At 43.6% G+C, this 19,146-nt stretch carries 16 protein-coding genes; 15 read left to right on the forward strand and 1 reads right to left on the reverse strand.

The window, feature by feature from the left end; translation table 11 throughout:
- Window positions 1–28: 28 nt before the first annotated feature.
- The 14 genes from RG47T_RS11015 to RG47T_RS11085 all read left to right on the forward strand — a co-directional run bounded on the left by RG47T_RS11015 (window position 29) and on the right by RG47T_RS11085 (window position 16,176).
- Complete coding sequence (locus RG47T_RS11015) at window positions 29–916, forward strand: helix-turn-helix domain-containing protein (protein WP_171972515.1); 888 nt, start codon at window positions 29–31, stop codon at window positions 914–916.
- Between the two features lie 726 nt (window positions 917–1,642).
- Entirely contained in the window at window positions 1,643–2,386 is a 744-nt protein-coding gene (locus tag RG47T_RS11025) for an electron transfer flavoprotein subunit beta/FixA family protein (RefSeq protein ID WP_074489518.1), read from the forward strand.
- 22 nt (window positions 2,387–2,408) lie between these two features.
- Window positions 2,409–3,386, forward strand: coding sequence for an electron transfer flavoprotein subunit alpha/FixB family protein (locus RG47T_RS11030; protein ID WP_074489519.1), 978 nt, complete (start codon window positions 2,409–2,411; stop codon window positions 3,384–3,386).
- Between the two features lie 7 nt (window positions 3,387–3,393).
- Entirely contained in the window at window positions 3,394–3,840 is a 447-nt protein-coding gene (locus RG47T_RS11035; RefSeq protein WP_074489520.1) for an acyl-CoA thioesterase, read from the forward strand.
- 84 nt (window positions 3,841–3,924) lie between these two features.
- Window positions 3,925–4,188 (forward strand): acyl-CoA-binding protein, encoded by a 264-nt coding sequence (locus RG47T_RS11040; protein WP_074489521.1) that lies wholly within the window; start codon window positions 3,925–3,927, stop codon window positions 4,186–4,188.
- Window positions 4,189–4,438: 250 nt separating this feature from the next.
- Window positions 4,439–4,900 carry a DUF2147 domain-containing protein gene (locus tag RG47T_RS11045; RefSeq protein WP_074489522.1) on the forward strand — a complete coding sequence of 154 codons (462 nt, stop codon included), beginning with the start codon at window positions 4,439–4,441 and terminating at the stop codon, window positions 4,898–4,900.
- Between the two features lie 27 nt (window positions 4,901–4,927).
- Window positions 4,928–7,300 carry a 3-hydroxyacyl-CoA dehydrogenase/enoyl-CoA hydratase family protein gene (locus tag RG47T_RS11050; RefSeq protein WP_074489523.1) on the forward strand — a complete coding sequence of 791 codons (2,373 nt, stop codon included), beginning with the start codon at window positions 4,928–4,930 and terminating at the stop codon, window positions 7,298–7,300.
- A gap of 17 nt (window positions 7,301–7,317) precedes the next feature.
- On the forward strand, window positions 7,318–8,496 hold the full coding sequence (locus tag RG47T_RS11055; protein WP_074489524.1) for an acetyl-CoA C-acyltransferase: 1,179 nt from the start codon (window positions 7,318–7,320) through the stop codon (window positions 8,494–8,496).
- A 27-nt stretch (window positions 8,497–8,523) separates the two neighbouring features.
- Window positions 8,524–10,317 (forward strand): acyl-CoA dehydrogenase FadE, encoded by a 1,794-nt coding sequence (locus tag RG47T_RS11060; RefSeq protein WP_074489525.1) that lies wholly within the window; start codon window positions 8,524–8,526, stop codon window positions 10,315–10,317.
- A 37-nt stretch (window positions 10,318–10,354) separates the two neighbouring features.
- Complete coding sequence (locus tag RG47T_RS11065) at window positions 10,355–12,163, forward strand: AMP-dependent synthetase/ligase (protein ID WP_074489526.1); 1,809 nt, start codon at window positions 10,355–10,357, stop codon at window positions 12,161–12,163.
- Between the two features lie 32 nt (window positions 12,164–12,195).
- Window positions 12,196–12,966 (forward strand): enoyl-CoA hydratase/isomerase family protein, encoded by a 771-nt coding sequence (locus tag RG47T_RS11070; protein ID WP_074489527.1) that lies wholly within the window; start codon window positions 12,196–12,198, stop codon window positions 12,964–12,966.
- A gap of 3 nt (window positions 12,967–12,969) precedes the next feature.
- A complete protein-coding gene (locus RG47T_RS11075; RefSeq protein ID WP_074489528.1) occupies window positions 12,970–13,881 on the forward strand; it encodes an SDR family oxidoreductase in 912 nt (303 codons plus the stop codon).
- A 31-nt stretch (window positions 13,882–13,912) separates the two neighbouring features.
- Window positions 13,913–15,214, forward strand: coding sequence for a 4Fe-4S dicluster domain-containing protein (locus RG47T_RS11080; RefSeq protein WP_074489529.1), 1,302 nt, complete (start codon window positions 13,913–13,915; stop codon window positions 15,212–15,214).
- A gap of 194 nt (window positions 15,215–15,408) precedes the next feature.
- Window positions 15,409–16,176 carry a (Fe-S)-binding protein gene (locus RG47T_RS11085; RefSeq protein ID WP_074493340.1) on the forward strand — a complete coding sequence of 256 codons (768 nt, stop codon included), beginning with the start codon at window positions 15,409–15,411 and terminating at the stop codon, window positions 16,174–16,176.
- A gap of 8 nt (window positions 16,177–16,184) precedes the next feature.
- Here RG47T_RS11085 and RG47T_RS11090 read toward each other — a convergent pair whose 3' ends face one another.
- The gene (locus tag RG47T_RS11090; protein ID WP_074489530.1) at window positions 16,185–17,876 is read right to left on the reverse strand and encodes a sodium:solute symporter family transporter; all 1,692 of its coding nucleotides are present in this window, start codon (window positions 17,874–17,876) and stop codon (window positions 16,185–16,187) included.
- 496 nt (window positions 17,877–18,372) lie between these two features.
- On the opposite strand from RG47T_RS11090, the gene xth reads away from it, so the two are divergent.
- Window positions 18,373–19,146, forward strand: coding sequence for an exodeoxyribonuclease III (gene xth / locus RG47T_RS11095; protein WP_074493342.1), 774 nt, complete (start codon window positions 18,373–18,375; stop codon window positions 19,144–19,146).

Below are 19,146 nucleotides of genomic sequence, written 5' to 3' on the forward strand. Positions count from 1 at the left end.
TGGCTATCTTAAACCCGCTACCATATATATGAGTAAAAAAATCGCCCAGTTAAGTTTCCCCAAATTTGTTGATCTGTATGCAGACAAGTCCATAGGCACCGATTTTTTTATCACCGAAGAAAAACATCTTCTCGCACTAAGTGAGTATCCTTATCGTTCCGAAGGCTATATTATCGGTATCTGTACTCGCGGTACGGCCAAAGTAGAAGTGAACCTGCAGATTTATGATGCCAAGCCCGATGCCATGCTGTTGGCTACCCCCTTCCATATTTTACGGATCTATGATAGCAGCGAGGATTTTTTATGCCGTTTTGTAGTTTTCTCCAAATCGTTTCTAGCAGAGAATAATATTAACAGCCATTTTCTAGAATCATTCAGTTTCTTTAAAACCGCATCAACCCCTGTTATTTATACCGAGCCCGAAAGCGGCAAAGTAATGCGCGAAGTTTTCGAGCTCATTAAACAAAAGTTGCAACGCGAAGAACACCCCTACCGTACCGAGATTTGCCGCAGCCTGCTTAGCACACTTTTGTACGAGGTAGCCGCTGTTTACGAGCACGAACGCGTGATCATCAAAAACAAACAAACCCGCAAGCAAGAGTTGAACATGCTGTTCCAAAACCTGGTTTTCCGCCAGTATAAGGAACACCGCAACGTACAGTATTATGCCGACGAACTTTGTGTATCGCCCAAACACCTTACCGAAACTATTAAAGAAGCAACGGGCAAAACTGCCGGCGAATGGATTGACGATGCAGTAGTTTTAGAAGCCAAAGTGCTGCTCCGCAGTCACGAAGTAAGCATTGCCCAGGTTGCAGATGAAATCCATTTCCCCGATCAATCTTCTTTTGGCAAGTATTTTAAAAAGCAGACAGGGTTTTCGCCTTCGGAGTATCGGGTTAAAGCGAGTAGTTAACTTGGTTGTCTGTTATTGGTCAGTTCAGCATATGTAGATACGAGCTACAAGCTCGCACCCGTATTTGAAAAATTAATTAAAAAGAATAATTAACGATGCTCGAACTACTCATCCAGAATGTATAGAAATGATGAAAAATATATTCAATCTCCAATTTGTTCAATCTATTATATGGATTAATAATTTCGATTTACATAAAAATCTATGTAGTGTAGATGTAGTCTGCATTGAAAACAATTCGGAAGTTGCTTACAAGCTCGAATTATCTCATATAGTTTATCACTCTTTTCGACAAGAAAGTAACATTGAAGAATTTGAAGTTATTGAAACAGTAATTGAAGATTTTAATAATTGTGAATATGTAAAGTTTATGTGGTCTTCAAAATGGTCTGATTTTAAAATTATTAGATTTCATAGTGGTATCCATCACTTAATAATAGGATTCGGAAGCTACAGAATTTTTCGAACTTAATTGATCTTATAAACTCCAGCATAGCCTCTGTGCTGGGCTTTTTATATTTTAGCACTAACGTGGTATGAGCAACAAGCTCGCACCAGCCCGACTCTGCCGAATTTCATAAACAACAGACAACCGAAAAAATGACCAAAATCTCCGCACTCCTGCCCTTTTTTGGTTAGTAGGCTCGCTTACTTTTGAAATTGTAATTATATAGTGAAGCACTGGTATCTAAGCCGGGTGCTATCTACCAATTAAAACCAATTAGAATGAAAGTATTAGTTTGTATCAGTCAGGTGCCTGATACGGTTGCCAAGATTGTATTAAAGGATAATAACACGGTTGTAGATGAAAGCGGGATCACTTTTATCCTAAACCCGTACGACGAATGGTACGCCCTGGTACGTGCCCTCGAACTGAAAGAAACCGGCGTTGCCGAAACTGTCCATGTTATTATGGTTGGTCGTGCCGCAACCGAGCCTATCATCCGGAAAGCACTAGCCGTGGGCGGCGACGAAGCCATCCGCATTGATGCCGATAGTACCGACTCGTACGCCATAGCCAATTACATAGCCGAATATGCAAAAAGCGAGGCTTACGACCTGATTTTATGCGGCAAAGAATCCATTGACTATGCCAACGGTGCCGTAGGCCCTATGCTGGCCGAATTACTGGATACCGACTTTATAGGTTTCGCTACCAATATTGCAGTTGCCGGGACTACAGCAACCGTAAAACGTGAAATTGATGGCGGTGAAGAAACAGATGAAGTTAACTTACCTGTAGTAATTTCCTGCCAAAAAGGTGTAGCTGAAGCCCGTATCCCCAACATGCGTGGTATCATGACTGCCCGTACCAAACCATTAAAAGTAATTACACCGGCTACTGTTACGGCTCTAACTTCTGTTACGCATTACGAATTACCCCCGGCCAAAGCGAGTGTAAAATTAATTGCGCCCGATCAGATGGATGAGCTGGTGAACTTGCTTCACAGCCAAGCCAAGGTTATTTAATGTGTATTAAAAAATTAATAAAATGTCAGTAATCGTATTAGTTGAACACACAGCAGGCACTATTAAAAAAAAGAGCCTCGAAGCGGTGCAATACGCATCAGAAATAGCAAAAAAACTGGGCACCACAGCCACCGCAGTTATAGCGGGAAAAGTGGAAGAAACCGAATTAAAGAACCTGGGCGGCTACGGCGCACAAAAGGTTTTATACGTGGCCGACGACCGTTTGAACGAGTTGCATGCCCGCGCCTTTACCCGCGTTTTGGTAGCTGCTGCCAAGCAAGAAAACAGCCCGATAATTGTAGCCCTGCACGATGTAAATGGCCGCGCCATTGCGCCCCGTGTAGCCATACAGTTAAAGGCAGGTTTAATCAGCGGTGCGCTTTCTTACCCGGATACAGATAAAGGTTTTATCGTTAAAAAATCTGCCTTCTCTGGCAAGGCGTTTGCCTTTGTTAATGTAAACAGTGATGTAAAAGTGATATTGCTTGCTCCTAATAGCTTTCCTTTAGTTAAAGCCGATGGAGAAGCTGTTATAGAAAACTTTAATGTTTCTTTTGAAGATAAAGATTTCGGTATAAAAGTAAAATCGGTTGATGTAATTACCGGCGAAGTTCCGCTATCTGATGCCGAACTGGTAGTATCCGGTGGCCGTGGTATGAAAGGGCCTGAGAATTGGGGATTAATTGAAGATTTGGCCCATGCCTTAGGCGCAGCAACAGCCTGCTCTCGCCCGGTTGCCGATTCTGGCTGGAGGCCGCATCACGAACATGTTGGCCAAACCGGCGGTACTATCCGCCCTAACTTATACATTGCGGCGGGCATTTCGGGTGCAATCCAGCACTTGGCCGGGGTTAGTGGCTCTAAAACTATTGTGGTGATTAACAAAGACCCCGAGGCGCCATTTTTTAAAGCAGCCAACTACGGTATTGTGGGCGATGTAATGGAAGTATTACCCCGCCTTACCGAAGCGGTAAAGAAGTTTAAAGCAGAACATCATTAATACCAATATGCACGTTTTTTATGAGGGCCAGGTATTGTGGTCGCAGATAGATGCCAACCAGCACATGAGGCATTCGGCCTATGCAGATATTGCTGCGCAGGCCAGGCTGAATATGTTGGGTGCCGTGGGGTTAAACCCGGTAACGCTTTTAAATGCCCGCATTGGCCCGGTTCTGTTTAAAGAAGAACTTTTTTATCTGCGCGAAGTTGCCCTGGGCGATATGATCAAGGTAACCTGCGAACTGGTACGTGCACGGGCTGATGGTTCGCGCTGGACTATAAGGCACGAAGTTTACCGGGGAGATGGCATTAAAGCGGCTTCAATTAATGTAGACGGTGCCTGGATCGATATGGATAAACGCAAGCTCACTTTGTTACCAGAGGGGTTGGGCCACCTGTTTTCGGAATCGCCAAAAAGCGATAACTATATCGAAGACATACCCAAATCCAAATAGTAAACTGATTTGCAACCACTCACAACTCACCAAATAACTACTCACAACTAAAGCTAAGTAACTGACCATAATAAATTAATAACCATGAGTTTAAAAGAAAATTTCGAAATTGCCGTCAAGGAAAGCAAGGAGTTAACCAAGCGACCCGACAATGAAACTTTATTGAAACTGTATAGTTTATATAAACAGGCAACCGAAGGCGATATCGATCCAAATACACCTGCGCCCGGCATGTTCGACTTTGTAAATAAAGCTAAACATGATGCCTGGAAAAAACTAAGCGGAACATCATCCGAAGCGGCTATGGAAGAGTATGTCGCCCTTTTTAAAGAATTAAAAGGCGCCTGAGTAAAGCATTGAACAAATAACCGAACTTTTGACAAATGATTCCGAGATATAGACCTTTTTTATTCGTTCGCAATCAGGATATTTGTTTTAGATAAACCAATTAATAAGTCATTTACAGTATTCCTGATTTTTTCTCGCAATGAGAAAAATTGATGTTGCTTTTAAATCATCCACCCGGTGCCGGACGCGTTTACCGTGGCGTATTTTTTAAACCCAGCGATTTAGTAATTGCACTTAACCTACTATTTATATGCGCTTTTTTAAAAATTTCCCGGTGTACTGTTTGTTGATGGTACTCGTTGTTTTGCTGACTAATAAAGCAGCACATGCCCAGGCCGATAAGCTTGAAGGTGTTTGGTATAATGATATCAAAACCGCCAAAATATTGATCACAAAGGGTAATAACGGAAAGTTTAACGGCAAAATAGTTTGGTTAAAAGTAGTTAACGATGAAAACGGCAAGCCGCGAACAGACATCAAAAATCCTGATGCCAAACTAAAACACCGTCCATTGATGGGTTTGCATCTTTTAGCCAACTTCATAAAAGATCCTGACGACGAGGACAGGTATATTGATGGAACCATTTACGATCCGTTAAACGGAAAAGTGTATATGTGCAAAATTAAATACGAAGGTAAAACGATTCGTATTAGGGGCTATGTAATGATCCCATTATTTGGTAGAACAACCCATTGGGAAAGAACCAATTAAACCAATACAACTAACATTAAAGTTAACATGAGTTTTAAACGAATTATAAAGAAAGTTGCAGTACTTGGCTCTGGCGTAATGGGCAGCCGCATAGCTTGCCATTTTGCCAATATAGGTATGCAGGTATTACTGCTTGATATTGTACCTAAAGATGCCGACGCCAAATCAAGAAATAAACTGGTTAACGATGCTTTAACAGCGGCGTTAAAATCAAACCCTTCTCCCATCTACTCCAAATCATTAGCCAAAAATATTACTACCGGAAACTTCGAAGATGACATGTCCAAGATTGCAGATTGCGATTGGGTGATTGAAGTTGTTGTTGAGCGATTAGATATTAAACAAATTGTATTTGAGCAGGTAGAGAAATTCCGCAAAGCCGGCACGCTCATTACCTCCAACACATCAGGCATCCCAATCCATTTAATGGCCGAGGGACGCAGCGAAGATTTTAGGAAACATTTCTGCGGAAGCCACTTCTTTAACCCGCCACGTTATTTAAAACTACTGGAGGTTATCCCGACGAATGAAACTTTACCGGAAGTGGTTGACTTCCTGATGCACTTCGGCGAAAAGTATTTGGGCAAGACTACGGTACTGGCAAAAGATACGCCTGCATTTATTGGTAACCGTATCGGTGTGTTCAGTATCATGAGCATTTTGCATTATGCTGAAAAAACCGGAATCACCATTGAAGAAGTTGACAAGCTAACCGGGCCGGTAATCGGCCACCCAAAATCGGCAACCTTTCGCACTAGTGATGTGGTTGGCTTGGATACGATGGTACACGTTGCTAATGGCTTAAGCCAGGGAGTACCCAACGATGAGGCTAAAGACTTGTTCCAAATCCCAGAGTTTGTGACCAAAATGGTTGCTAACAACTGGTTGGGCAGCAAAAGCGGCCAAGGTTTCTATAAAAAAGATAAAGTGAACGGCGCAAACGTTTTCAGCACACTTGATCTGAAAACGCTGGAATACCAACCCTCTAAAAAGGTAAAATTTCCATCGCTCGAAACCACTAAAACTATTGATAAGCTAAGCGACCGCATTAAAGTGTTGTTTGCAGCCAAAGATAAAGCGGGTGATTTTTACCGTGCGATATTTTACCAGTTGTTTGCTTACGCAAGTAACCGCATCCCCGAAATTACCGAAGACCTGTATAAAATAGACGCGGCCATGAATGCCGGCTTCGGCTGGGAAACCGGTCCGTTTGAGAAATGGGATGCATTGGGCGTTGAGGCCACCATCCAAGCAATGGAAGCTGACAATCTTAAACCGGCACAATGGGTTTATGATATGGTGGCAAGCGGTGCAACCAGTTTCTATAAAATAGAAGATGGTAAAAAGTTGTACTATAATATACCATCCAAAACTTACAAGATCATCCCGGGTACCGAAGAGTTTATTCTGCTGGATAACATCCGCGCTACCAACACTATCTGGAAAAACAGCGGCACTACCATCACCGATCTGGGTGATGGCATTATCAACCTGGAGTTCCATACTAAAATGAATACCATTGGCGGCGAGGTAATTGAAGGCATCAACAAAGCAATTACCCTTGCCGAACAAGGCTATAAAGGATTGGTCATCTCTAACGAAGGAGCCAATTTTAGCGCAGGTGCCAACGTGGGCATGATCTTTATGATGGCGGTTGAGCAGGAGTTCGATGAGTTGAACATGGTGATCAAAGCATTCCAAAATACGATGATGCGGATCCGCTATTCATCCATCCCGGTGATAGCTGCCCCACATCAAATGGCTTTGGGCGGTGGTTGCGAGTTGTGTTTACACGCCGACAAAGTAGTTGCACATGCCGAGTTGTATATGGGTTTGGTAGAATTTGGTGTAGGCTTAATTCCCGGCGGTGGCGGCACTAAAGAGTTTGCCCTACGCCTAAGCGACGAATTGCAGGAAGGTGATATCGAGATGAATAACTTCCGCGACCGGTTCCTAACCATTGGTCAGGCTAAGGTATCTACCTCGGCAGCCGAAGCCTTTGAATTAGGTTATCTAAAAAAAGGCCGCGACCTGGTGGTGGTATCCCGCAACAGGGTACTGTCCGAAGCTAAAAAACAATGCCTGGCCATGGCAGAAGAAGGTTACACTCAACCGGTTCCTCGTAAGGATATCAGGGTGTTGGGGAAATCAGCTTTGGGCTTGGGTTATGTGGGTGCTAACACCATGTTCAGCGGTAATTATATCAGCGAACATGATGTAAAGATCTCCCAAAAACTAGCCTATGTAATGGCCGGGGCCGATCTATCACAGCCTACCCTGGTAAGTGAAGACTACCTGCTGAACCTGGAACGCGAGGCATTTATACAACTATGTGCCGAACGCAAAACGCTGGAACGCATCCAGTCTATCTTAACAGGCGGTAAAGTATTAAGAAACTAATTAACGAGCACAACAAAATGAACGCATATATAGTAGCAGCCAGCCGCAGCGCAGTAGGCAAAGCAACCCGTGGTGGTTTCCGTTTTACACGCCCGGATACCCTGGCTGCAGATGTAATTAAACATTTGGTGGCAAGCGTACCCAATGTAGATAAAGAGCAGATCGAAGATGTGATTGTTGGCAATGCCACTCCAGAAGCCGAGCAAGGTTTAAACGTAGCCCGTTTAATCTCGCTTATGGCCTTAGATACCGACAAAGTACCCGGCATGACAGTTAACCGTTATTGCGCATCCGGTTTAGAAACTATCGCTATCGCATCAGCTAAAATACATAGCGGCATTGCCGATTGTATCATAGCCGGTGGCGTAGAAAGCATGAGCCTGTTACCTATGGGCGGCTGGCGCATTGTACCCAATGCAGATGTAGCCATAGCCCACCCCGATTATTACTGGGGCATGGGCCTAACTGCAGAAGCCGTTGCCAAAGAATACAATATTGGCCGCGAAGAGCAGGATCAGTTTGCTTATCAATCGCATCAAAAGGCAATCAGTGCTATTTCGGGCGGCAGGTTTAAAAATCAGATCGTGCCGGTAACTGTATCGGAGACTTATGTAGACGAGAAAGGCAAACGTAAAACAAGAGATTTTACTATAGATACTGATGAAGGCCCGCGTGCAGATACGTCTATCGAAGCCTTAGCTAAACTAAAACCTGTATTTGATGCCAAAGGCATGGTTACCGCAGGTAACTCATCGCAAACCAGCGATGGCGCCGCCTTTGTCATGGTAGTAAGCGAGCGTTTTATGAAACAGAACAACCTTACCCCTATTGCCCGCTTGGTTAACTACGCCGTAGTTGGTGTACCACCAAGGATTATGGGTATTGGTCCGCTATATGCCATACCTGAAGTGTTAAAAAAATCCGGATTAAAACAGGATGATATCGATCTTTTCGAACTGAATGAGGCTTTTGCTTCACAGTCACTAGCTGTAATTAAGGGCTTAAACTTAAACCAGGACATTGTAAATGTGAATGGTGGCGCCATTGCTTTAGGCCATCCGCTGGGTTGCAGTGGTGCAAAGCTATCAGTCCAACTTTTCGACGAGTTGAAACAACGCGATAAAAAATACGGCATGGTTACCATGTGCGTAGGTACCGGCCAGGGTGCCGCAGGAATTTTTGAACTATTAAATTAAACATCAAAATATTTAAGACATACCATTATGAGCACAATAGCAGAAAACAAGCATTTAAAGGGCGGTGAGTTTTTGATCAAGGAAACAAATGCTGAAGATGTGTTTATCCCCGAAAATTGGGACGAAGAACAAATGATGATCGCACAAACCTGTCAGGATTTTGTGGAGCAAAAAGTTGTACCAAATATTGGCCGCATTGATGACCAGGAAGAAGGCCTGATGGTGAGCCTGATTGAACAAGCTGGTGAATTGGGTATCTTAAGCGTATCATTACCGGAAGAATACGGTGGTTTTGGTAAGGACTTCCCTACCGCCATGCTGATTAGCGAGAAAACCGGCCCCGGTGCATCGTTTTCTGTAGCGGTAATGGCCCATACCGGTATCGGTACACTGCCGATTCTATATTACGGTAATGAAGAACAAAAGAATAAATACATCCCTAAACTAGGTTCGGGCGAGTGGAAAGGTGCGTATTGCTTAACCGAGCCTGGTGCAGGCTCTGATGCCAACTCGGGCAAAACCCGTGCAACACTATCTGCAGATGGTAAACATTACCTCATTAACGGGCAAAAAATGTGGATCACCAATGCTGGCTTTGCAGATGTGTATACCGTTTTCGCCAAGATAGATAATGATGAAAACCTAAGCGCATTCATAGTTGAAAGAGATTTCGAAGGCCTGTCATTAAACCCAGAAGAACATAAAATGGGAATCAAAGGCAGCTCGACCCGCCAGGTGTTCTTTAACGACTGTAAAGTTCCGGTAGAAAACCTATTGTCAGAAAGAGGTAACGGTTTTAAAATCGCCGTAAATATCCTTAACCTGGGACGCATCAAATTAGGCGGCGCTGCTTTGGGAGCTTCCAAATCAGTGATTACCAATGCGGTTCGTTATGCCAATGAACGTGAGCAATTTGGTCGCCCTATCTCTAAATATGGTGCTATCCGTTATAAATTGGGCGAGCAGGTGATCCGTACTTATGCTACAGAAGCTGCCATGTATCGCGCCAGCCAAAACATTGAAGATGCCACCCATAACCTCATCGAGAACGGCATGGAAGCCTCTAAAGCTAAATTGAAAGGTACCGAGTTATTCGCTATCGAGGCTGCCATCATCAAAGTACATGCATCAGAAGCATTAGATTATGTGGTAGACGAGGGTGTACAGATCTACGGAGGTATGGGCTACAGTGCCGAGGCACCTATGGACCGTGCCTACCGCGACAGCCGCATTAACCGTATTTTCGAAGGCACTAATGAGATTAACCGGATGCTGACTGTTGATATGATCTTGAAACGCGCTATGAAAGGCGAGCTTGATTTAATGGGTCCCGCTGAAGCTGTAGCCAAAGAACTGATGGCTATCCCCGATTTTAATACTGAAGAAGAAGATCTTTTCACCAAAGAGAAGAAATATGTTGCTAACTTTAAAAAAGCAGTTCTTTTAGTTGCAGGTGCAGCCGTACAAAAATTAATGGCTACCCTGGGTAAAGAGCAGGAAGTGTTAATGTACCTGGCTGATATGGTGATTGAAACCTATGTGAGCGAGTCACTACAGTTACGTGTTGAAAAACTGGCCGGTCAGCGTGGAGAAGCCGCTGTACAAGACCAAATCGATATGATGCAGGTTTACATTCGTGATGCGGGTGATAAGATCTTTAAATCGGGGAAGGAAGCCCTGAATGCATTCTCTGATGGGGATGAACGCAGGATGATTATGGTTGGCCTGAAACGCTTTACAAAAACTGAAGATATGAATACCACAGCTGCAAGGAGAAGAGTTGCAGCCAAGCTGATAGAAGAAAATAAATACTGTTTCTAACAGTCCTTCTTCAGAACCAATTATAAACTATACGATAATGGAGAATGCAGCAAAATTATTTGATTGTATCGGCATACAAGCTCAAAACCCAAGGGCAGATCTGCTGAATGCCAAGGTAAATGGTGTATGGAAATCATACAGCACCGCCGAAGTGCATGAGAAAGTATACCAATTAGCTGCTGCGCTTTTAGCAATGGGCATCTCGGCTGGTGATGGCACTACCGAGGGCCGAGATAAAGTAGGATTGATTAGTAATGGCCGCCCCGAATGGATCATCGTTGACCTGGCGGTACAGTTAACCGGTGCTATTTTGGTGCCGTTGTACCCTAATACCAGCTTAAAAGAAATTGAACAGATACTGATTGAGGCAGATGTAAAATGCATGTTTGTAAGCGATGCCGATTTGTGTGGCAAGATCAATGCTGTGCGTGATCATGTACCTTCGCTGCAATCTATTTTTTCTTTCGATCAACTAAACGGCTGCACATCATGGGAAACTTTGCTTAAACCAATTAATGAGGCAAATCGTGCTAAAATAAAGTCAGTTAGTGATTTAATTAACGAAAATGATGTTAATACCATCATTTTCACATCGGGCACTACCGGCAGACCCAAGGGTGTAATGCTTACGCATAAAAATATTGTGAGTAATGTTTATGGCTCCAGCCAGGTACTTAACCAAATCCCGTTGGAAGAAAAACGTGCCCTGAGTTTTTTACCGCTCAACCACATTTTTGAGAAGATGTGTACTTACATCTATTTGTTTAACGGTTTTTCCATCTACTACGCCGAAAGCATGGACACCATTGGCCCGAACATGAAAGAGGTTAAACCTTACATTTTTACAGCGGTGCCAAGGCTACTGGAAAAAGTTTTCGAGAAGATCATGATCGAAGGCAACAAACTCACGGGTATTAAAAGATCCATCTTTTTATGGTCTATTGAAGTTGCCGAAAAATTTGAGCATACCGGTACCAGTGCCCTATACAATATAAAGCTGGCTATTGCCGATAGACTGGTTTACAGCAAATGGCGCGCTGCTATCGGCGGCAATGTGAAGGCCATCATTGTGGGTAGCTCTGCCTGCCCGGTAAGGCTGGAAAGGATTTTTACTGCCGCTAAAATGGTTGTATTGGAAGGTTATGGTTTAACTGAAACCTCACCGGTAATTTCGGTTAACCAGTACGACCCTACCAAACGAAAATTTGGTTCTGTAGGTCAGTTATTGAAAGATGCACAGGTTAAAATTGCTGAAGACGGCGAGATCCTAACAAAAGGGCCAAACGTAATGGTTGGTTATTATAAAAACCCGGAGCTGACCGCAGAAGTTTTACAGGATGGCTGGTTTTCTACCGGTGATATTGGCGAACTGGACAAAGATGGTTTTCTACGGATAACCGACCGCAAGAAAGAGATCTTTAAAACATCAGGCGGCAAATATGTAGCACCCGTACCTATAGAAAACCGGATGAAGGAAAGCCCGCTGATTGAGCAAATGATGGTAATTGGTGCCGAGCGTAAGTTTACGTCTGCCTTAATTGTTCCATCATACCCCAATCTTAAATTATGGTGCGATCAAAATAAAATCAGCTTTGCACTACATAGCGATGTGATAAAGGAGCCAACCGTTATTGCACAGTTTCAAACCATTATCGATTCATTTAATTCCGAGTTTAACCATGTGGAACAGATTAAAAAGTTCACCTTGTTACCAGACGAATGGACCATCGATGGCGGCGAACTAACGCCAACCGGCAAGATGAAACGCCGCATTATTTTAGAAAAGTACAAAACCGAGATCGAGAAAATGTATAGTGACGTAGGCAGTCCAACATTGGCGCATTAATAATATTCAATCCTTCTCCTACCCATTTATTAATGAAAACATTAAAGATCGATATAAAGGATAAACTGGCTGTGATCACCCTCGATCGCGGCCGGGCAAACCCTGTTAATTTAGAGATGCTTACCGAGCTTATTTCTACGGTAAAAGACATGGAAGCCAATAATGAAATTGGCGGATTAATTATTACCGGTAAGGAAGGTTTCTTTTCTGCAGGCATCGACCTTATTGAGGTTTATGGTTACAACGAGCAGCAGATTAAAGATTTCTGGACTAGCTTCCTGTTAATGCAGGCAACCCTGGTGGCTTTTAAAAAGCCGTATGTTGCTGCTATAACTGGCCATAGCCCGGCAGGTGGATGCATTATTGCCATGGGTGCCGATTACAGGATTATGGCAGAGGGACCGTTTATTATCGGCCTGAATGAAATCCCGGTTGGCATTATCGTACCCGACTCTGTATTTCAGCTCTACTCCTTCTGGTTAGGCCAGCGCAAGGCTTACCAGTATTTATTGGAAGGCAAATTACTGAACGTTAACGAGGCCCTTACCAATGGCTTGGTTGATGCCGTAGCCACACCTGCAGAAGTATTAAACCTTGCCGAACAAAAGGTACGCAGCTACATGAAAATGAATGCTGCCACCTGGAGCCAGAGCAAACTTAACCTGCGCAAAGAATTGTTAAGCCATGTACAGGCAGATAGCAGCACGCTGTTAGATACCATGCTACAGCAATGGTGGTCGCCCGAAACACGGTTTATTCTGCAAAAAGTAATAGACAAATTAACAAACCCGGTTAAAAAGTAAATCATGCAACAAACAAATATCAATGATGCTTTACCGGACAGTGGCGACAACGGCATGCTGCGCGACAATGCCTTCAAGGGTAAAACCATCATCGTAACTGGTGGCGGTACCGGCTTGGGTAAAGCCATGGGTACTTATTTTTTAAAGCTTGGCGCAAACTTGGTAATCACCAGCCGAAAACTGGATGTTCTGCAAAAAACGGCCACCGAAATGGAAGCAGAAACCGGCGGCAAAGTATTAGCCGTAGCCTGCGATGTACGTAATTATAACGAGGTTGAAAACGTGTTGCAGCAAGCGCTCGATACTTTCGGCACTCTACACGCACTAGTTAATAATGCCGCGGGTAATTTCATATCGCCCACCGAACGCTTATCTGCCAATGCCTTTTCTACCATTATTGATATTGTGCTGAAGGGATCGGTTAACTGCTCATTAGCCCTGGGTAAGCACTGGATTAAAGAAAAAACACCTGGCAACATCCTCAACATCATTACCACTTATGCCTCTACCGGTTCTGGTTACGTGGTGCCTTCGGCTTGTGCCAAAGGTGGTGTGTTAGCCATGACACGCTCACTGGCAGCAGAGTGGGGCCACCATCAGATTCGCACAAACGCCATTGCCCCAGGCCCATTCCCAACAAAAGGCGCTTGGGAACGTTTACTCCCCGGAGAAATGGCTGCTAAATTTGATTTTAAAAACCGGGTGCCGCTTAAGCGTGTGGGTAAACACCAGGAAATTGCCAACCTTGCCGCTTATCTTATTTCCGATTATTCGGGCTATATTAACGGCGACGTGATCACTATTGATGGCGGTGAATGGCTGCAGGGTGCAGGCCAGTTTAACGGCCTCGAAATAGTGACCGATGAAATGTGGGATGGCATTGAGCAAATGACCAGATCGGCCAAAGGCAGTTGATTTAACAACTGTTTGACAAATATTGATACCTATGATTGCACAAATTATTTTCCTCTTAATACTGGCAACTGCCGTGTTCCTGTTCAGCAAAAACGCTGGCAAGATCCGTCGTAATATATTATTGGGCAAAGACCTCGACCGAAGCGATAATCCAGCCGAGCGCTGGAAGATTATGACTAAGGTTGCCCTCGGCCAAAGCAAAATGGTGAAACGCCCGGTTGCTGCGGTAATGCACATCTTTATCTATGTGGGTTTTGTAATCATCAACCTCGAAGTACTGGAAATTATGATCGATGGGTTGTTTGGCTCGCACCGCATCTTCTCTAAACCACTAGGTAGTTTATACGGCTTGTTAATTGGCAGTTTTGAAGTACTGGCTTTATTGGTTTTGGTATCATGCGTAACGTTTTTAGCGCGCAGAAATATTTTGAAGTTGAAACGCTTTAGCGGCGTAGAAATGAAAGAATGGCCAAAATCTGATGCCAATTACATTCTATTCATCGAAATTTTATTGATGACAGCCTTTTTAACCATGAACGCCTGCGACTATAAATTACAGGCTATGCATTTTAGCCATTATATCAAAGCTGGCAGTTTTCCGATAAGTTCATTAATCGCTCCTTTGCTGCCATCATCCGGCGAAGCATTAGAAATGATTGAACGCGGTTGCTGGTGGTTCCATATCGTGGGTATCCTGGCTTTTTTAAACTATCTGCCCTACTCCAAACATTTTCATATTATTCTGGCTTTCCCGAATGTGTATTATTCTAAGCTGACACCTAAAGGTCAGTTTACTAATATGCCTACTGTTACCAATGAAGTAAAAGCCATGCTCGACCCATCATTTACACCCCCCGAAGCTACTGAACCCGGCCGATTTGGAGCCAAAGATGCAACCGACCTTACCTGGAAAAACCTGATGGACTCGTACACCTGTACCGAATGCGGCAGATGTACCAGCGTTTGCCCTGCTAATATTACAGGTAAGCTGCTATCGCCCCGCAAAATCATGATGGATACCCGCGACCGGATTACCGAAGTTGGTAACAACATAGACAAGCACGGCAAAGACTACACCGACGATAAAACCCTATTAGATAACTACATTACCCGCGAAGAACTTTGGGCTTGCACCACCTGCAACGCTTGTACAGATGCCTGCCCGGTAAACATTGACCCACTGAATATTATAACCGAAATGCGCCGCTATATTGTGATGGAAGAATCGCAAGCCCCGGCCAGCCTAAACAACATGTTCGGCAACGTAGAAAATAACGGTGCGCCCTGGAAATACTCGAGTGCCGACCGCTTTAACTGGGCAGATCACGAGTAATTGTTAATGAGGTAATTTGTCGATTAGTTAATTGAAATCTAACAACGAATAAATTCTGTTAATTCTTGAATTCTATAAATTCAGGTTCAGACAAAAGAATAATCATGGAAGAATTAAACCAAGATATACCTACTACCGAAACTATTAAATCTGAAATTGAAGATTCAAAATCCGAAATTTTGGTGGTTCCTACTATGGCGCAAATGGCTGCGGAAGGAAAAACACCGGAAATTTTATTCTGGGTTGGCTGCGCCGGAAGTTTTGATGAACGGGCACAGAAAATTACCCGCAGCATTTGCAAAATTTTGCAGCATGTGGGGATGAGCTATGCCGTTTTAGGTACCGAAGAAAGCTGTACCGGCGACCCTGCCAAACGGGCAGGTAACGAATTTCTGTTCCAGATGCAGGCAATGGTTAATATTGATGTGCTGAACGGGTATGCCGTAAAAAAGATTGTGACAGGTTGCCCGCACTGCTTTAATACCCTTAAAAACGAATATCCGCAGCTGGGTGGCAATTACGATGTGATTCACCACACACAACTCATCCAACAATTAATTGACGAAGGAAAGCTTAAAACACAGGATGGTGAAAGCTTCAAGGGTAAAAAGATTACCTATCATGATGCCTGTTACCTGGGCCGCGGTAATAACGTTTACGAAGCCCCCCGTGCCGCCCTCGAAGTTTTAGATGCCGAACTGGTAGAAATGAAACGCTGTAAAAGCAATGGCCTGTGTTGCGGTGCCGGTGGTGCGCAAATGTTTAAAGAACCAGAGAAAGGCAAAAGAGAGATTAGCGACGAACGAATTGATGATGCCATAGCCATCCAGGCTAACATTGTAGCTTCGGCCTGCCCTTTCTGCATGACCATGCTACGCGATGGTGTTAAACACCACGAAAAAGAAGACGAAATCCAGGTGCTCGACATTGCCGAGATCACCGTTAAGGCGAATGGCTTATAGCCATTCGCTTACCAAAATCTTACGTAAATAGCTGATAGTAATAACAGGATCACTGCGATCATAACGATGGAAGACGTGTTGAGCTTGAACATCGATTTATTAATCGTGATTGCTTTCGCATTAATTTCCGGTCCAAATAAACTGATACCCACCATCACCAGGAATGTAACGAGGAATGACCAGCTTAGCGAGATAAAGAACGGAATCTCATATTGACCCGATGCATTCGGAAAAGCTGAATACAACCAGGTATCGGGCCCAAATACACCTACTGCAAACTGATTAAAGAATACAGATGCCGCAAAGCCGGTTAATATGCCCACAATGGCAGCTTCTGCGGTTGTCCGTTTCCAGAACATACCCAACAGGAAAGTAGCGATTACACCCGGACTTACAAAGCTCGAATACTTTTGTACAAACGTATAGCCTCCAGCCCCGCCAATGCCCAATACATCGTTCCAGGTAAAAGCAACGGCTATCACTAAACTGGCGATGATGGTGATGCGGCCTGTCCAAACCATCCTGCGTTCGGTGGCAGATGTTTTTAAGTATTTCTTGTAAACATCAAGTGTAAATATGGTAGCAATACTGTTAACCTTACCGGCCACTGAAGCCACAATGGCTGCCGTTAACACAGCCAACGATAAGCCCTTTAACCCCGACGGTAAAAACGACAACATGGCCGAATAAGCACCATCCTTGCTTCCACCGCTCAATTGCGGCAAACTACCATGCTTGTATAAAACATAGGCAACTATACCGGGCAGCATCACAATTACGGGCATTAAAATTTTAAGCAGGCTGGCGAATAAAATACCCGTGCGCGCTGTGTTAATATTGGCACCCAAAGCACGCTGGGTAATGTATTGGTTGCACCCCCAGTAATTAAGGTTGCTGATCCATTGGCCTGACACATACATGGCAAAGCCTGGCAATATCAGATATTTGCTGATGGTTGCCGCTGATGCACCAGATACCGGTTTTTTAAAGATTAAATGAAAGTGATCTGGCGAGTCTCTTAGCAATACATTAAACCCTGCTAAGGCATTGTGCCCTAAACCAAATTTATCACTTACAATGGTTAACGACAGATAGGTAATAGCCAGCCCGCCAATAATGAGTACACCAACTTGTATCACATCGGTATAACCCACTACCTGCATGCCGCCTAAGGCTATAATTACGCCAAATATGGCGAGGGCAATCATCACTTCGTGGAAATAACCGCCGCCCAGTAACCCATTAATGGCAAGGGCACCGAGGTATAAAATAGCCGTAAGGTTAATAAACACGTATAAGAATAACCAAAATACAGACATTACCAATGCCACACCACCGTTATATCGGTTTTGCAAAAACTGCGGCATGGTAAATATTTTGTTCTTGATATAAATCGGCATAAAAAACACAGCTATAATGATTAAAGCTGCTGCGCCTACCCACTCATACACAGCCACAGCTATGCCTGCGAAAAACCCGTCGCCGCTCATGCCTATAAATTGCTCGGCCGAGATATTAGAAGCGATAATAGAAGCCCCAATTGCCCACCATGTTAACGAACCTTCTGCCAGGAAAAAGCTTTGAGAACTGGAATTGGTTTCGTTCTTTTTTCGGTTATAAATAAAATACCCGTAGCACGAAACCAATATAAAGTAGCCAAAAAAGACTAAAATATCGGCCGTAGAAATATGGTTCAGCATGTATGTTTAAGTAAAAAAGGAAATTTAGGCCGATAGCTATAATCGGGGTTTAATTCCCAAACCTAATAAATAATTTGAATTGATAATACGATCTCCGGTTTTAAGAGATTTTTTTTTCTGATAAGTATAGCAGATATGGTAAAAACTTTGGCTCGATGTGCTAAAAAAGACTATTAAATAATAATCCAACTAATTAAGCTACTTGAAAAAATTTAATTAAAGTATTAAATTAATTAAACTACATTTAAATCTGATTATCAAATATATAATATTTTATACTAAACTTTAGTTAAGTATAAAATATCGTATATTTCACTCTGCCATTAGGTCAGTTTTACTCTTCTTCTCCCAAAATGAATAAAATTCCTGCTGACTATTATTCAGCCTAGCAGATGTACAACATCAAAATTTAAGATATTCGGAATTGAAGCATTTGTTTCGCGATATTAAATAGAAAGCTTTATTTTATATGAAATTTAAATTGCCATTTATACCAATGAAAATAGCTACCTACAATGTTAACGGGGTTAATGGACGCTTACCTGTACTACTGCGCTGGCTCGAAGAAACTACACCGAATGTGGTTTGCCTGCAGGAGCTGAAAGCGCCGCAGGAAAAATTTCCGGAACAGGCTATATTGGATGCCGGTTATAATGCGATATGGCACGGTCAAAAAAGCTGGAATGGCGTAGCTATCCTGGCCCGCAATATGGAAATTAAAGAACTTAAAAGAGGCTTGCCCGGCGACCCCGATGATGACCATAGCCGTTATATTGAAGCTTTGGTTAACGGCGTTGTTATTGGCTGCCTTTACCTGCCCAATGGCAACCCCGCTCCCGGCCCAAAATTTGACTATAAGCTGCGTTGGTTTGAAAGGCTGACCATACACGCGGCCAGCCTGCTTGCTACAGGTATGCCTGTGGTTTTAGCCGGTGATTATAATGTGATACCTACCGAACTAGACGCCTATAAACCAGAACGCTGGGTAGAAGATGCTTTATTTCGCCCGGAAACCCGCGCCGCTTTTAAAACATTGGTTGCCCAGGGATGGACGGATGCCATACGCAAGCTATATCCCGACCAAAAGATCTATACTTTTTATGATTACTTCCGTAATGCCTATGGCCGCGATGCGGGTTTAAGGATAGACCATTTTTTGCTGAGCCCGCAACTCGATGGCAGACTTATTGCCGGAGGTGTAAACCGGGATGTACGCGGATGGGAAAAAACAAGCGATCATGCACCCGTTTGGATAGAACTAAAGGACTAA

This window comes from Mucilaginibacter polytrichastri (assembly GCF_001911425.1).
Lineage (GTDB): Bacteria > Bacteroidota > Bacteroidia > Sphingobacteriales > Sphingobacteriaceae > Mucilaginibacter > Mucilaginibacter polytrichastri.

Coding starts and splice junctions, on each gene's coding strand:
- RG47T_RS11015 (WP_171972515.1), top strand. CDS start 29: ATGAGTAAAAAAATCGCCCAGTTAAGTTTCCCCAAATTTGTTGATCTG.
- RG47T_RS11025 (WP_074489518.1), top strand. CDS start 1,643: ATGAAAGTATTAGTTTGTATCAGTCAGGTGCCTGATACGGTTGCCAAG.
- RG47T_RS11030 (WP_074489519.1), top strand. CDS start 2,409: ATGTCAGTAATCGTATTAGTTGAACACACAGCAGGCACTATTAAAAAA.
- RG47T_RS11035 (WP_074489520.1), top strand. CDS start 3,394: ATGCACGTTTTTTATGAGGGCCAGGTATTGTGGTCGCAGATAGATGCC.
- RG47T_RS11040 (WP_074489521.1), top strand. CDS start 3,925: ATGAGTTTAAAAGAAAATTTCGAAATTGCCGTCAAGGAAAGCAAGGAG.
- RG47T_RS11045 (WP_074489522.1), top strand. CDS start 4,439: ATGCGCTTTTTTAAAAATTTCCCGGTGTACTGTTTGTTGATGGTACTC.
- RG47T_RS11050 (WP_074489523.1), top strand. CDS start 4,928: ATGAGTTTTAAACGAATTATAAAGAAAGTTGCAGTACTTGGCTCTGGC.
- RG47T_RS11055 (WP_074489524.1), top strand. CDS start 7,318: ATGAACGCATATATAGTAGCAGCCAGCCGCAGCGCAGTAGGCAAAGCA.
- RG47T_RS11060 (WP_074489525.1), top strand. CDS start 8,524: ATGAGCACAATAGCAGAAAACAAGCATTTAAAGGGCGGTGAGTTTTTG.
- RG47T_RS11065 (WP_074489526.1), top strand. CDS start 10,355: ATGGAGAATGCAGCAAAATTATTTGATTGTATCGGCATACAAGCTCAA.
- RG47T_RS11070 (WP_074489527.1), top strand. CDS start 12,196: ATGAAAACATTAAAGATCGATATAAAGGATAAACTGGCTGTGATCACC.
- RG47T_RS11075 (WP_074489528.1), top strand. CDS start 12,970: ATGCAACAAACAAATATCAATGATGCTTTACCGGACAGTGGCGACAAC.
- RG47T_RS11080 (WP_074489529.1), top strand. CDS start 13,913: ATGATTGCACAAATTATTTTCCTCTTAATACTGGCAACTGCCGTGTTC.
- RG47T_RS11085 (WP_074493340.1), top strand. CDS start 15,409: ATGGCGCAAATGGCTGCGGAAGGAAAAACACCGGAAATTTTATTCTGG.
- RG47T_RS11090 (WP_074489530.1), bottom strand. CDS start 17,876: ATGCTGAACCATATTTCTACGGCCGATATTTTAGTCTTTTTTGGCTAC.
- xth (WP_074493342.1), top strand. CDS start 18,373: ATGAAAATAGCTACCTACAATGTTAACGGGGTTAATGGACGCTTACCT.